The organism is Pseudomonas sp. AC463 (assembly GCF_979253585.1).
This window is the reverse complement of sequence record NZ_CEEDDZ010000426.1, coordinates 1-298: the sequence shown is the minus strand read 5'-3', so window position 1 is coordinate 298 and position 298 is coordinate 1. Positions and strand designations below refer to the sequence as shown.

The following is a 298-nucleotide window of genomic DNA, read 5'->3' as shown; positions in this document are numbered from 1 at the left end:
GATCAAGGGACTGGCAAGGATCAGGCTCGCCAGCGCCTGCGGTCGGCGAGCGCCATATTCCAGCGCGATCGTGCCGCCCCAGCTATGCCCGACGACATGCCAGCGCCGGACGCCCAGCGCCCGCGCGATCGCGTTCAGTTCATCCACGAACCGCGCCACGCGCCAGTTGTTCGGGTCGTCCGGCCGATCCGACCGCCCCGAATCGAGCTGGTCGTAGAGGATCACCGCGCGCTCGTCCGCCAGCGCCAGCGCATCCAGATACGCGCCGTGAGTGCCACCCGGCCCGCCGTGCAAAAAC

Annotated in this window: 1 protein-coding gene; it reads right to left on the bottom strand. The window is 69.5% G+C overall.

The features are described from left to right. Positions 1–298: alpha/beta fold hydrolase (locus AC0IYH_RS30830; RefSeq protein ID WP_471837978.1), on the bottom strand; the 298-nt coding region annotated here is incomplete at both ends.